The organism is Mesorhizobium sp. WSM4817 (genome assembly GCF_055811135.1).
Map to the genome: position 1 here is coordinate 20,288 of NZ_JBVVQQ010000034.1, position 12,476 is coordinate 32,763.

Sequence of the window (12,476 nt, forward strand, 5' to 3'; positions counted from 1 at the left end):
TGACCATTCCGTTTAGCGCCGGTCCGCCCGCAAATAAACAATGCCCGGTTCTGTGCGATCGCGGGTCAGAGATCTATCAGACCAAAACTCTTGGAGATTGCCGGTGCCTTCGTCCGATCCTCTAACAAATCCGAGTATCGATAAATTCCCGGGAAGCACCACGGATGCGGTTTATCAGAACCTCGGAGTGCGTCCAATTATCAACTGTACCGCTACACGAACTAGTTTTGGCGGCAGCAATCCTACGCAAAACGTGTTGGATGCAATGTCGGCCGCCGCGCGTGCATTTGTCGATCTCGACGAGCTCGCAGAGGCAGTGGGAGCGCAGATCGGAAGGCTTGCCAATGCACAATGGGGTATCGTTACTGCGGGGAGTACGGCAGCACTCGCGCTTGCGGCCGCAGCGTGCATCGCAGGTGGTGATCCCGAAATCATGCTGAGGCTACCCGACACGACCGATCTCCCAAATGGCATTATCGTGTTTAAAACGCATCGATTCGCATATGACATGGTAATGCGGCAGGTCGGCGCAAAGTTGATTGAGGTATCTAATCAACGTGAGCTCAACGACGCACTTTCCCGCGAACCCGTCATGATTTGTCTGTTAGCCCGCGCTGAGAATGAGGGCTTCGTTCAGCTTGAAAATCTCAAAGAACAAGCGAGCGGGATTCCGATCGTAGTCGATGCAGCGAGTTGTGCGCCGAAATCTCCCGATCCATGGATCGCACGCGGCGCCGATTTGGTTATCTATTCCGGCGGAAAATGCCTTCGAGGCCCACAATCGAGTGGCTTCCTGATCGGGCGTAAAGACTTATGCCAGGCGGCTTGGCTAAATGGACCGCCGCACTACAGCATCGGCCGCGGGATGAAAGTCGGGAAGGAGGAGATCGTTGGTGCTGTGACGGCGCTGGAAGACTGGCTGTCCGGCAGGACGAGGGTTGACGGAGATTATTGGCTCTCCCTCCTCGATACAATTGCTAAACCTTTGAGCAAATTTTCGATCGTCAGAGAGGTGCTTCCCGCCAATCAAAGCTTTGGCCAGATCGCACCTCGCCTTCGCCTGTCTTGGCCCAGCGAGTCCATCGTCTCTGGCGCCGCACTCTGTAAATCTATTCTCGAGCGCCACCGCGTAAAATTGCAGGATTTCTGGGTGGCCGGCACTTCCATAATTATTGATCCTCTTAGCATCCAGTCTCCTGCAGAGGCTGAAACTGTCGGCTATGCGCTAGCTGAAGCGTTCGACGCGGAATTGAATGCATCACAATCGACACCAGAGAAGGCCGCACCGCGATGGGACGCGACGGGAGAGTGGCGCTTGGTTGTCGATTATTTGCACCGGCGGTCATTCCATGAGCTTAAGCTCAAGCAACAATGCGACGGGCTTGTTGCAGGCGTTCATCACGGCCGCTTCGGGAGCGGGACTGTTGCTGGGGCTGTAATTGGGAACGCGATAACACTCCATTCCCAGATTTCCTGCGGCCCCCTCCAGCTATTTTTCAAATTCAGTGGTGCTCTATCGGAGGGGGCGGTCAAAGGAGTGGTTACAACTGGCGCAGCGATGGAGGAACACATCGGTTCAGACTTGTGCAGCCAATTCGGAAAAGGCTCATGGAACGGCGTCCGTCTTGGATGCTAGTGGCGGGGGCCGACCAAATACCAGGATGCGATCACTTTCGTACGAACCCGAAACGTTGCGGCACGCTGCACCATAGGCGAACCAATGCCGGTCGCATTTCTAAGGCATGGTTCGCAAAAGGGAAGAACAAATGAACGAGGTAGGCTCAGCTCAACAAAACAGTCCCTGGAACGACTTTGATGGCCTGGGACATTATTATCGATTCCGACCGGAATATCCGCCCCGCATAGCCCAACAACTTCGAGCTATGCTTTCCAGCGCCGAGGGCGGACGCATAGTCGAGGTGGGAGCCGGAACAGGGCTCTTTACCAAAAGTCTTGCGAAGGTTTTTGGTCCCAGGTTCACGATTTTAGCGCTCGAACCCAACGAAGATATGCGACAGCATGCTCAGCTCCAGACCCCAATTGGCGCACCGATTGTATATTTGGACGGCGTCGCTGAGCAACTGCCAGCGGAGGACTCGTCCGCGCGTCTGATTGCAGCGGCAAGCGCCGTTCACCGTTTCGACAGACCTTTATTTTATAAAGAGGCCGAGCGAATGCTTACGCGGGACGGGTTGCTGGCATTCGTTCACTATGAACCCGATGACAAAACAAGTCCATTTGTGGACAATTTTCTTTCAGTGATTGAACGGGCCCTGCCAAGTTATCAGCGACGGCGAAGCTCAAGGCCTGAGGGTGGGTACTTCGACCTGAACATCATGGGCGAGCTGACCGAACTCCCCGCTTTTGAAAACGTCGGCCGCGTTAGTTTCATCTTTAGCGAACCGATCGATTGGGAGACATTCAAAAACCGGGCACTGTCTTTCACTATTATCCAGAAAGCAATTCATATCAAGGGCGAAGCGGAGGTCCTTTCTGAACTTCTCAATGCATTCGAACTGCACCGCAACTCCAACGGGATGGTTCGTATGCCGTATGAGGCCGAAGTCATTACCGCGCGCCGCAAATAATGGTCCATCAGTATATCGACTTATGCTGTCGTCGCCAAAACGGCAGCGCATATTTCAGCTCATGAGAGCCAAAGATTTGGTTCTGTTGCGTAGCATCGGTTACACGATCTCTCGGCGCAACTCGATACGATATTTGCGGTTCACGCACATAGATCTCCTTTCGCGTCACGCGCACAAGCTCTTTGTTGCGAAGAAGACCGATCGCACGACGAATGGTATGACGATGCACGCGGCCTGTCATCAAGGGCAAGATGATCATCATCGAAATCTTCGATGGCGTCACTGGACCTCCGCCATACCTGGATACATCGTACCAGATAACGGTCCTGCCGCTCAGGCGGATAGTTCGATACCGCGTAGGTCCGCACTGGCTGGACGTGCAGGTAGGCGTAGCAATCGAAGCCCAGCTCATGGCCGGCATCGGCGAGCCCGTCCTTCAACATCGCCTGGACAGCTTCTGGAACCAAGCATTCAACACTCGAACCTTCCTATTCGACTATACTCCGTTTTCGCTTCGGAGTTGCACGCCGGAGGTGCTCCGAAGGAGGCTCTTACCAGTGCGGTCCACGATCTGGTCGAGCACGTACGACGATTATTGTAGCTAACCCCAGTCGCTGGTTGCCTTCCGCCCTCGGTTCAAGATTACCACACTATCCCTCCGCCGTTCCGCCCCCGACATAGGTTACGGCTCCAACGTGAACACGGTGCAAAACCTGCTTGAAACTGCCGAGCCTCGCAGCGAAAGCTTCGCTGCAAATATCGATGACGCCCTTGTTTCCAGTTTTCAGAACTTCGTGCAGGATGCGCCCAGTCATAGTTTCCGGCTGCGCAATCCCGAGAAGGTGCAGAATAGTCGGAGCAAAGTCGCAAATACCGGAGGGGATCGCGGACACGGATCCCTGCGCGGAAACGGCCGAGCCGGCAATGATACCGAGGGCGGCAAGTTCTTTCGGGTGCAGACCGCCATGGACGCCGAGGCCTGTACGGCGGTTGTTGTCGTAAAAAGTGCCACCGACAAGGCCGGAAGGATCGACACGGTCGTCCGCTCGGAAGCAAAAGGAGACATCCGGCGCGCGGACATGATCGGCGAACACGAGATGATTGCCGAGACTTCCCGGGGCGACGCCCTCCGTCTCGTTCTTTGCGCGTGTAAAGACCGGCCCGCACCATGGCGCGCGCGTGATCGCCGCCACGAGCCGGGCGATCTGCTTCTCACTCCGATCGGCGAGATAAAGCGCGCCGACTTGTCCGGGGACCGCCACGACATCAACATCGGATGCAGGCGTAGTGCCTGGCCGGAAGCCGGCGTCCCGCAGGTTGTCAGCCACGAAGACGCGGGTGTGGCCGGTAATATGACCGTGATCTGAGATGGCAACGATCTGCACGCCCGCGGCGTGGCCCTCTACTTCCCACCAATCGAGCAAGCGACCAAACTGCCGGTCGCAATGGGCGATGATGCCGCGGGTCGGCAAGGCGCCCGTGCCATGAAAGTGCGAGGTGACGTCCGGCTCGCCGTAGGAGAGGATCGTGACATCCGGCCGATATTTCGGCCAGACCACCTCGAGGAACGCGGAGGTGATCCAGTCCTGCCCGGCCGTATCAGGTTCAACCTTCGGCGGCTCCGGTGGCAGGGCACCGACGCGGGCTTCGGCTTCCGCCAGCACTTCATCCGGTGTGCAGGCTTCGCGAAAATGGCCCGAGAGGCGGACGTGCCCGAAATCCTCCGCCTTGTGATGAAAGAAGCGCGTTGTGCCCGGCGTGTTGGTCGCCAGCACGGCAAGACTGCGTCCGGCCGAAGCGAGGATTTCGCCAAGTGTCGGCGCCGACATCAAGCGGCCACCGCTTTCCAGGTCGAGCCTGCGCAGGAGCACGGCGTCTGCCGTATCGATATAACGCGATGGCGAGACCGATCGGTCGACATATTTGTTGCCGACCATGCCGTGCCGACCGGTTGTCGCGCCAGTCACAAAACTCGGGAAGGCCGAACGAGTTTCGCTAGGATAGACCGTTCGATGATTTGACAGCGTCACGCCGAGCGACTGCAGGCGGCAGAGGTTCGGCGTCAATTCCGGAGAGATAAGGTCAGGGCGAAGGCCATCGAAGCTGACGATGAGCCCCTTAGTCAGCGAATCGCACGTGCTCATGGGCTGTTATCCTTAACATAGCTTACGAATGGCCTGCGACATGCCACACGGACATTGTCTCGAGACAGTTGACGCTCAAGTCGAAAGATCCAAGTTTAGTGTTTGACCGCCAGCTTTATGAAGAATTTCGCGACATCTAGAAGAGCAGTTTGGGCAACTGGTATCTCCCTAGCGTAGCCTTTGATAGGCGTTCCAGTCGAGACAACGAGCTTCCGTTCCATGGAAGTGCACGGCTGTCTGGCCGCGCTGAATCAAAAAAACCCTACCGACCCGCGATTACCGCGCCTACAAAGATCGTAGTCACCTCGAGCGCATGCTCAACGGGGTTCTACAGTTTTGCTAAATTGCGCACGCAGCGACAAGACAAAGAGATCATGTGTAGCCTTCGCAACTGTCCCGACAGTAAGGGGCTATCCCACACCTTATCAACATGGACCTAGAGCTCCACAACGCCAAAGAATTCTGGCTTTCCCCACAGTAACAGTTCGTATCCGGCGCGTAGTCCGAGGCGATAGTATGGATCGGCTTCGATAAGGGCGACGGCTTCGTCTTTTGCACTTACGTTGAAAACCCACAGTCCACCATAGGGTGTCGCGCCTGGATACTGCCGCAGCGAACCGCCTATCGCAATCTTGTCCTTGTTCGTTTCGAGAAACGCAAGGTGATCATCGCAGTGGCGCTCTCGGATCCACTCAGCCCCGGTGGCGTCTTTGAAAATGGCGACGAGCCTCATTCTTGGTAGTCTCCTGATCGCGTTATTAAGCAGGTCCTAGAAAATGCCACTGAGTCACGGGAACTCACGAATCCTACTTCGTCATAGATAGACCATTCGGCCAACAAAGTATTGCAAATTACGAAGGACATCGAATTTTGCGATGGAAAACACTTAACTTCGACTCTTTGCGACGGGATGATTTTGCCTCTAGAGCCCTTAAGGCACTCCCACAGCCCAAGATCACCCGATAAACATCGCACAATGACATCAATATGATCGTTTTTTGCGATGTTTGTCATTCAGGTGTTACATCTCCTTGGGAGAGCCAGACGGTGAATTCTGCCGTGAGGACTGAGCTTGCTGTTGCATCCAATCTGGACATCGAGGCCACGCGACACGGCCGATGGAATCTCGACAACCCTAACTTAGGACATTTTACATGAAACTTGCAGTTCCGTTGCTCGCGCTCGCGGGTATTCTCGTACCTGGGTTTATGGCCGTCGGATCCGCATATAGCGCCGATGACCAAACGCTCAGCGTGTCCTTTTCCAACCCGGCGTATCAGCCCATTCTCGAGGAAGCCGGTCGTCAGTTTGAAAAGGATCACCCGAGCGTGAAGATTTCGTTCATGACGCCCGTGGCCAGCCACGGCGAGCATCTTGCCCGTACGTTGCGCCTGGCGGTTACCGGGGGCCTTCAGGATGTATCTTTCCAAGCATACGATCAGATTGCCACATTGGCTCGAAAAGGCATTGCCACCTCGCTCGACGAGTTCATTGCTGCAGAAGACGACTGGAAGTCTAATGGACTGACCTCGGCTTCGATGAATGCAGGGAAAGTGGGCGGCAAGACTTACGCTTTGCCGTTTGAAAGCGGCACGCCAACGTTGTTCTTCAATCTCGATCTGGTACGCCGCGCCGGTGGCGACCCGAATAATTTGCCTCGGGACTGGGAAGACATCATCGCGCTTGCCAACAAAATTCATGGACTCGGAGACACCATTACCGGCGCGTTCTTCGACTACAACACGGCCGGCAACTGGACGTTTCAGGCACTGATGACAGGCCAGGGCGGCCGCTTGATGAGCGAAGACGATCGCACCATCGCGTTTGATGGTTCCGAGGGACGGAAAGCCTTCAGCATTATTCGTCGGCTCGGCGAAACTGGAATGGTGGACATGTCTCAGGATCAGGCCTTTCAGGCGTTTGGAGCCGGTCAGATCGGCATCCTCACCCAGGCAAACAGCTATCTCGCAACTTTTGAGAAAAAGTCTGCAGGGCATTTCGAAATCAAGGCCATGCGCTGGCCTCTTTCCTCGGAGGATTCTCGCATTCCTATCGGTGGCCGCAGCATTATGATGCTGACGAAAGACCCGAAGAAGCAGAAGCTTGCATGGGATTTCATGAAACTGATGGTCAGCCCTGCGGTGCAGACCCGTCTGGTAGAGATAACGGGCACGTCACCAGTCAACACCATCGCGGTGGAGAAGCCGGAGTTCTTGGGCTCGCTCTACGCGAACAACCCGAACCAGCGCGCATTAATCGAGGCGCTTCCGTTCGTCACCGGCTGGTATACCTTTCCGGGAGATAATGCCGCCAGAATTGTAGATGTCATCCGCGATCACCTTCGGAACGTCGCAATCAATCGGGGCGACGTGAACGAGGAGCTATCGGCAATGTCTGCGGACGTGAAGAAGCTTCTTCCCTGAGAAGTTGCGCCGCCAGTCACCACTTTTTTTATGGGTTCTCACTATGCCTATTCAACCGCTCACCACCCAGATCGTCGGAAGCTATACCAAGCCGCATTGGCTTGCGCGTCACTTGAAAATGCGGGCGCTCGATGGAAGCTGGTGGCGCCCCGACCCTGAAGTTTTGGCGGATGCGAAGCACGATGCCGCGCTGCTAGCCTTATACGAACAGGAACGAGCTGGTCTCGATCTAGTCAACGACGGAGAGGCGCAACGCGCCTCTTACGACCGACACTTTCTCAAATGCCTGACCGGCATCGACTATGACCATCCAGACAAAATTAACACGACCTCCGAAGTGAGGAGCAATAAGACTGACTCGACCGGCCTAGACGAATATTTCAACCACAGCGCAACCAAGGCCCGTGTTGTCTCGGAAATTTCCTGGGCCGGCCCTTTGACGGTGGACGAGCTCAAATTTACAAAAGCCCACGCAAGTCGCCCGGTAAAGGCGAACCTTATCGGCCCGATAACGCTTGCCGGGCAGGTCAGCGATCATGCCTATGGCGGTGAGAAAGCGCTGGTGGTCGCAATTGCAAGGGCGCTCAATCAGGAGCTGCTCGCGCTCCAGCGGGCCGGTGCCGACGTTCTTCAGATCGATGAGCCCTATTTCCATACACGCTTAAGCGCTGCGCGGCAGTTCGGAAAAGAGGCGATTGAAATTCTAGTCGAGGGCATCGAGATCCCGGTGATCCTCCACGTCTGCTATGGCTATGCCCTTGCTCACAAGGTGAAGAGCACCAGCCCGACCTATCCGGAAGCGCTGGAAATTCTGGCCGACTGCCCGATCCAGGGCATCAGCCTCGAATATGAGCAACCGAAACACAATCCCGACATCCTGCGCTGTTGTGGGTCAAAGCACATCGTACTCGGATTGCTAGATCTGGCTAACCGGGAGATCGAGACCCCAGAGCATGTTGCAGCGAGACTGCAAGATGTGCTCTCGATCGTTCCTCCCGAGCGCCTTCATCCATGTTCGGATTGCGGCATGTGGTACTTGCCGCGCCAGGTTGCATTTGGAAAGATCAGCGCCCTGGTCGCTGGAACCAATCTCGTGCGCCAACGGATTTAGAAAGCTTGCGGATGACGATCCGGGAAGGGGCGTCAGTCCCTAGCCAGGATGCCTATTATCTTGAAAGAAGGAGCCCGCAAACTCAAGGTCAAGAACCGGGTCAATCTCGATAGCGGCAAGTTTCTCCCCTGCTCGGAAGCCGTAGTGTATATTGCGTCTTCTAGCGCTTCCGTGGCCGAACAGACAAAGACTTATTTGACGGAATTCAAGCGCCGGCTTGCCCAGGTCGGAACAGATAAGTCCAGACTGGTCTCGGCGACGATCTGGACGGACGCCTGAAGTTATCCGCAATGTCGCCTGGCTGCCTGGCTGAACGGCTCAACGCAGTATGGAATGAATGGCTTGTTCCTGGCCGTAGGCCGGCACGCTCTTGCCTCCACGCGGCTGGAACTCCATCGGCAACAATCCCTATCGGGCGAAGCGCTGTGGCGAGAATGCTGTGTTTTCCTCTTCGGAAGGTTCGCGTATCAGGCGCGTCACGAGACGAGCCGTCTCGGGAGCAGAGGCAAACCCCATGTGGCCGTGGCCGAATGCATGAATAACATCCGCCGAACGTCTGCTTCGCCCAATAGCGGGTTTCCCGTCAGGCAAAGACGGGCGTTGCCCCATCCATGTTGATACATGCCGTCCCGGTCCTTCACACAACAGCGGAAACGCCTCGGTCACCAACTCGTGAAGGACCTTAAAGCGCAAGGGGTTTGCTGGCGCATCCAAGCCGGAAAAATCCACTTGTCCTGTGCTCTTGGTGCCGGAAGCAACCTTCCTCACGGTGATCTTCCGATCCGTAAGCAGGAGCGGGTGTCGAAGATCTGGGCCTTTGCCAGAAATGATGATGTGATGACCGCGCTCCGCTTCCAGCGGAATCCTGTCACCAACTAAACCCGCCAGATTGGAGGACCATGCACCCGCCGAAATCACGACCTTATCGCATTCAACGCGATCATGGTCAGTCTTCACGGCCGCAAACCGGCCGCCATCGAAGACGAAATCGAGTGCATTGGCTTTCAGGTAGCGAACGCCGTTGGCGAACAAGAATTTTGCCACTTCCGCGACGAACAGGCCAGGATCAAGCGCATGACCTCCGTCAACCAGCACGCCAAACCGATATTCGTCCGGCGCATTCGGTTCCCTGAGCCGCAGCTCCTGCTCGTCAAGCTCTGTCCATGTTGCTCCCATCTCTCGACGAAGCGCCCAGGGGAGTATCTCGCGCGTATATGCTTCTCGACCGCGGTAGAGGTACAGGAGCCCACTCGCCTCAACAAGATGCGGTGCGCCGATCTGCCGGGCAACTTCTTGATGAAGGTTCGGGCAGGTCCCAACCATGGAGCTTAGCGCAACAGCTGTGGGTCGTACACGGCTTTCGGTCGCGCCATTCCAAAGAAAGCGTAACAGCCATGGCGCGAGCTTCGGAAGCCGCCACTTGTCGATTGTCAACGGGCCCTTTGGATCGAGAAGGAACTTCGGGACCTGTTTCCAAAGCCCAGGCATGGCGCCCGGCAAAACCAGACTTGAACTGAGCCATCCGCCGTTCCCGAAGCTCGATGCTCTGGTACTTCCCGGTTCAGCGGGATCAATGACGGTGACGGTGTACCCTGATTGAAGGAGCGAATACGCAGACATAACGCCGATTACGCCGGCACCGATTACCGCTACATGAGGCATTTTCTAATCTCTAGGCAGCGCTGGCAGATGTCATGGCTTTCCGACAAACCGGTTCGTCGAAAAGCCTGCCCCGCATTGGGTGTTCCGCAATTTTTCGGTCGAAGGCCCGCCTCTGGCAAATACATCAGACACGGATTACCTCATTATCGCTTTCAGGATGAGATCTCGTCGCGACGCACCGCTATGACGGAGATCTCCACCGCCGTCTGCTCTGCCAGGACTGCACCGACGCAGGCGCGTTGCGGCCAATGGCGCTGATCCTCGCCTACCCATTCAATCCAAATCTGATCGAATTCGCTTTTGCGCGACATATCGGCGAGATAGACGGTCGCCGAAAGTATGCAGCTCTTGTCGCTGCCAAGCGCGCCAAGCTGTTCCTCGAGGCGAGAAAGCAAATCCGAGCTTTGAAGAACCAGATCAGCGTTTCGATCATGAGCAACTGTTGCGATGAAGACAAGAGATCCGAAAGCCGAGCCGGCAGTTCGGCCGAGTGCCTTACCAGCAAGACGCTGTATTTCCATTTGAATGCTCCAATTCTCGTTGGCGATCGACGAGCAGCCGACCACGAAACTTGCGATGATGTGATGTTTGTTCCGTGGCTCGTTCTGCGCCGCGGGCTAATTCTGCACCTACGACGATTAAGCCTTGGGAGGGAGCAACCGAACATCTTTGCTGATCACTTTTAGGTTGAATCCGGCTGCGCCTTGAGCGTCAATGCCTGTCGGAACGACGAGTAAGAGTGTTCACAGTTTGACAGCCCTTCGTGGAGGTTGAACATGTATTGAGAGCGCTTTGCGCGTCTCACTTGACGGCCCCTCCGGTCAGCCCTTCGACGAACCAGCGCTGGGCGGAGAGGAACGCGATGATGAGGGGGGCGACCACGAGGGTAGAGGCGGCCATGAGCGGGCCGTAGTCGTTGCCGGCCTCCTCGTTCTTGAAGACCATGATGCCGAGCGGCGGCGGCATGAGAGACTCGTCGCGCACCGCGATCAGCGGCCAGAACAGGCTGTTCCAATGCGAAACGATGGAAAAGATGCCGAAGGCGATGATTGCAGGCAGCGCCATCGGCACCATGATCCGCCAGACGATCGCCAGTTCCGACAGACCGTCGAGGCGAGCGGCGTGGATGACGTCGTCGGGAATAGTCTTGAAGAACTGCCGGAACAGGAAGATGCCGAAGGGCGAGACGACGTACGGAAAGATCAGCGCCGTATAGCTGTTGAGAATGCCGACCTGATAGCCCAAGACGAACAGGGGCAGGGACAGAACCTCATGCGGCAGGATCAGCGCGATCAGGACCATTGCGAACAGCAGCTTGCGGCCCAGGAAGTCGAGCTTGGCCAGTGCATAGGCGGCCGGAGCGCAGACGATTATCTGCAGCGCCAGGATCAGCGCACAGACGATAACGCCGTTGAGCATGTAGCGCGGCAGCGGCGAGTTCGTCAGCGCCTTGGTGTAGTTCTCGATCCCGTAGAACTGCTCCGGCCAAAAGCTGAAGAAGATCTCGCCCGGGGGCTTGATCGAGAGCGAGACCATCCAGACAAAGGGAATGAGGATCAGCGCGCCGGTGACCAGCAGCGCAGCATGGCGCAAAATGGCTGACGGGCGTGCAAGGCGATGGGCGCTCATTGGTAGTGAACCCTTTTGTCCATGACGCGGGCCTGGATCAGCGTCAGCGCGACAACGATGAAGAGGAAGACGACGGCCACCGAGGCGCCATAGCCGGCGCGCAGATATTCGAAGCTCTCGCGGTAGAGAGTGAAGAGCAGCATCTCGGAGGCGTGCCCCGGCCCGCCCTGGGTCAGGATCTGCACAGTGTCGAAGGTCTCGAACGCCTTGAGCACCACGACGATGAAGACGAACATGAAGACCGGCCCGAGCATCGGCAGGGTAACGGTGCGCAGCCGGTCGAGCCAGAGGTCGGCGCCGTCAATGTCGGCCGCGTCATAGAGGTCCTGTGGGATCGATTTCAACCCCGCCATGAAGAGCACCATGGCGAAGCCGAGGTTCTGCCAGATGCCGATGACCGCAAGCACTGGCAGTACCGTGTTGTCATCGCGCAGCCAGTTGGCCGTCGGCAGCCCGAGGCCAGCGAGCGTCTGGTTGACGAGGCCGATGGTCGGGTGAAGCAGCGCCTCCCAGGCAATCGCCATGGCGGTCAGCGTCGCCATGTAGGGCAGGAAATGGATGGCACGGTAGAAGGCCCGGTACGACTTGCCGCTTTCGATCAGGAGCGCGATCGCAAGACCGAGGACGATCGTTCCGGGCACGACGATCGCGACGTAGACGATCGTGTTGACTAGCGAGGTACGGAACCCCTGGTCAGCGAAGACTTCCTCGAAGTTTCCAAGGCCGACAAAGGAAAGCGAGCTCGCCCCGAACTGCCAGTCGGTGAGCGCGATGGTAAAGACCGCGAAGACCGGCAGGAAAAACAAAACGATGAGCAGAAAGAGCGCCGGGCCGGCGAGCGACCAAGCGGCGAACATCTCAGTGGTCCGGTGACGGCGCAGCGCCTTTTGGGAAGCGCGGCGATCAGCTGAGGATGTGA

At 56.8% G+C, this 12,476-nt stretch carries 12 protein-coding genes; 5 read left to right on the plus strand and 7 right to left on the minus strand.

The features are described 5' to 3' along the window. Positions 1 to 103: 103 nt before the first annotated feature. Together AC0L2K_RS30820 and AC0L2K_RS30825 are read left to right on the plus strand one after the other, a co-directional pair. Positions 104 to 1,636, plus strand: coding sequence for a hypothetical protein (locus AC0L2K_RS30820; RefSeq protein ID WP_473533189.1), 1,533 nt, complete (start codon positions 104 to 106; stop codon positions 1,634 to 1,636). 130 nt (positions 1,637 to 1,766) lie between these two features. Beyond that, entirely contained in the window at positions 1,767 to 2,588 is an 822-nt protein-coding gene (locus AC0L2K_RS30825; RefSeq protein WP_473533190.1) for a class I SAM-dependent methyltransferase, read from the plus strand. Positions 2,589 to 2,595: 7 nt separating this feature from the next. Here AC0L2K_RS30825 and AC0L2K_RS30830 read toward each other — a convergent pair whose 3' ends face one another. The 3 genes from AC0L2K_RS30830 to AC0L2K_RS30840 form a co-directional block, all read right to left on the minus strand. Then, positions 2,596 to 2,850 (minus strand): hypothetical protein, encoded by a 255-nt coding sequence (locus tag AC0L2K_RS30830; protein WP_473533214.1) that lies wholly within the window; start codon positions 2,848 to 2,850, stop codon positions 2,596 to 2,598. Between the two features lie 388 nt (positions 2,851 to 3,238). Then, positions 3,239 to 4,732, minus strand: a complete 1,494-nt coding sequence (locus tag AC0L2K_RS30835; RefSeq protein ID WP_473533191.1) for an alkaline phosphatase family protein — start codon at positions 4,730 to 4,732, stop codon at positions 3,239 to 3,241. 436 nt (positions 4,733 to 5,168) lie between these two features. Beyond that, the gene (locus AC0L2K_RS30840) at positions 5,169 to 5,465 is read right to left on the minus strand and encodes a YciI family protein (protein ID WP_473533192.1); all 297 of its coding nucleotides are present in this window, start codon (positions 5,463 to 5,465) and stop codon (positions 5,169 to 5,171) included. Positions 5,466 to 5,886: 421 nt separating this feature from the next. On the opposite strand from AC0L2K_RS30840, the gene AC0L2K_RS30845 reads away from it, so the two are divergent. Genes AC0L2K_RS30845 through AC0L2K_RS30855 form a run of 3 tightly spaced genes read left to right on the plus strand, consistent with a single transcriptional unit; the run spans position 5,887 to position 8,545 of the window. Beyond that, entirely contained in the window at positions 5,887 to 7,155 is a 1,269-nt protein-coding gene (locus tag AC0L2K_RS30845) for an extracellular solute-binding protein (RefSeq protein ID WP_473533193.1), read from the plus strand. A gap of 43 nt (positions 7,156 to 7,198) precedes the next feature. Continuing rightward, on the plus strand, positions 7,199 to 8,266 hold the full coding sequence (locus tag AC0L2K_RS30850; protein ID WP_473533194.1) for a uroporphyrinogen decarboxylase/cobalamine-independent methonine synthase family protein: 1,068 nt from the start codon (positions 7,199 to 7,201) through the stop codon (positions 8,264 to 8,266). 60 nt (positions 8,267 to 8,326) lie between these two features. Then, positions 8,327 to 8,545, plus strand: a complete 219-nt coding sequence (locus AC0L2K_RS30855; RefSeq protein WP_473533195.1) for a RidA family protein — start codon at positions 8,327 to 8,329, stop codon at positions 8,543 to 8,545. A gap of 129 nt (positions 8,546 to 8,674) precedes the next feature. On the opposite strand, the gene AC0L2K_RS30860 is transcribed toward AC0L2K_RS30855, so the two are convergent. The 4 genes from AC0L2K_RS30860 to AC0L2K_RS30875 form a co-directional block, all read right to left on the minus strand. Beyond that, positions 8,675 to 9,928 (minus strand): NAD(P)/FAD-dependent oxidoreductase, encoded by a 1,254-nt coding sequence (locus AC0L2K_RS30860; RefSeq protein WP_473533196.1) that lies wholly within the window; start codon positions 9,926 to 9,928, stop codon positions 8,675 to 8,677. A gap of 152 nt (positions 9,929 to 10,080) precedes the next feature. Further along, on the minus strand, positions 10,081 to 10,494 hold the full coding sequence (locus AC0L2K_RS30865; protein WP_473533197.1) for a Rid family hydrolase: 414 nt from the start codon (positions 10,492 to 10,494) through the stop codon (positions 10,081 to 10,083). A gap of 235 nt (positions 10,495 to 10,729) precedes the next feature. Continuing rightward, the gene (locus AC0L2K_RS30870; RefSeq protein ID WP_473533198.1) at positions 10,730 to 11,557 is read right to left on the minus strand and encodes a carbohydrate ABC transporter permease; all 828 of its coding nucleotides are present in this window, start codon (positions 11,555 to 11,557) and stop codon (positions 10,730 to 10,732) included. Beyond that, positions 11,554 to 12,414 carry a carbohydrate ABC transporter permease gene (locus AC0L2K_RS30875; protein ID WP_473533199.1) on the minus strand — a complete coding sequence of 287 codons (861 nt, stop codon included), beginning with the start codon at positions 12,412 to 12,414 and terminating at the stop codon, positions 11,554 to 11,556. The genes AC0L2K_RS30870 and AC0L2K_RS30875 overlap by 4 nt, the downstream gene beginning before the upstream one ends. Between the last annotated feature and the right edge of the window lie 62 nt (positions 12,415 to 12,476).

What these genes read in the sequence shown, in the direction of transcription:
- AC0L2K_RS30835 (WP_473533191.1), bottom strand. Translation starts at nt 4,732, where the DNA reads ATGAGCACGTGCGATTCGCTGACTAAGGGGCTCATCGTCAGCTTCGAT.
- AC0L2K_RS30870 (WP_473533198.1), bottom strand. Translation starts at nt 11,557, where the DNA reads ATGAGCGCCCATCGCCTTGCACGCCCGTCAGCCATTTTGCGCCATGCT.
- AC0L2K_RS30875 (WP_473533199.1), bottom strand. Translation starts at nt 12,414, where the DNA reads ATGTTCGCCGCTTGGTCGCTCGCCGGCCCGGCGCTCTTTCTGCTCATC.
- AC0L2K_RS30825 (WP_473533190.1), top strand. Translation starts at nt 1,767, where the DNA reads ATGAACGAGGTAGGCTCAGCTCAACAAAACAGTCCCTGGAACGACTTT.
- AC0L2K_RS30845 (WP_473533193.1), top strand. Translation starts at nt 5,887, where the DNA reads ATGAAACTTGCAGTTCCGTTGCTCGCGCTCGCGGGTATTCTCGTACCT.
- AC0L2K_RS30860 (WP_473533196.1), bottom strand. Translation starts at nt 9,928, where the DNA reads ATGCCTCATGTAGCGGTAATCGGTGCCGGCGTAATCGGCGTTATGTCT.
- AC0L2K_RS30830 (WP_473533214.1), bottom strand. Translation starts at nt 2,850, where the DNA reads ATGATGATCATCTTGCCCTTGATGACAGGCCGCGTGCATCGTCATACC.
- AC0L2K_RS30850 (WP_473533194.1), top strand. Translation starts at nt 7,199, where the DNA reads ATGCCTATTCAACCGCTCACCACCCAGATCGTCGGAAGCTATACCAAG.
- AC0L2K_RS30840 (WP_473533192.1), bottom strand. Translation starts at nt 5,465, where the DNA reads ATGAGGCTCGTCGCCATTTTCAAAGACGCCACCGGGGCTGAGTGGATC.